The sequence below is a fragment of the Halorubrum sp. GN12_10-3_MGM genome, assembly GCF_005435235.1.
GTDB lineage: Archaea > Halobacteriota > Halobacteria > Halobacteriales > Haloferacaceae > Halorubrum > Halorubrum ezzemoulense.
Genome location: NZ_SGUB01000073.1, coordinates 1 through 448, shown reverse-complemented (window position 1 = coordinate 448; position 448 = coordinate 1). Strand labels below are relative to the sequence as shown.

Below are 448 nucleotides of genomic sequence, written 5' to 3'. Positions count from 1 at the left end.
GAGGAGGGGGAGGCGGCGAATGACGTAATTCGCCGCCTCCCCCTCCTCGAACCGCTCGCGGCCGCGTTCGAGGAACTCCAGCGTCTCTCTTTTCGTCTCGTGGGGGTCCCACGTGACGTGTTCGGCTATCTCGTCGATGCCGGTATCGGCCGAGCAGATCCGGTAGCACGCGTCGAGGTCGACCTTCTCGGGACCGTTCGCCTCCAGTCGGAGTCGGTCGGTTTCGATGGTCTCGGGAAACATACCGGCGCCGACGAGGGGGAACCGATAAACTCCACCGACGGTCTGCGAGGGGTTGTCACGCGCGGTCGGCCGCCGGGCGCCCAACGCGACCGCGGCGCTCGCCCAATCGGCCGCAGGATGGCCAGCGCGACCGCGACGCTCACCCGGTCAGGCCGGCCGTTCGAAGCTCCTCGCGGATCGCGTCGCGTTTCACGAGGGCGAAGCC

1 pseudogene is annotated in these 448 nt (G+C 68.5%); it reads right to left on the bottom strand.

What is annotated here, in order from left to right:
* Positions 1-243: pseudogene (locus tag EXE47_RS18295) on the bottom strand (GNAT family N-acetyltransferase); the annotation flags it as partial.
* Positions 244-448: the final 205 nt, after the last annotated feature.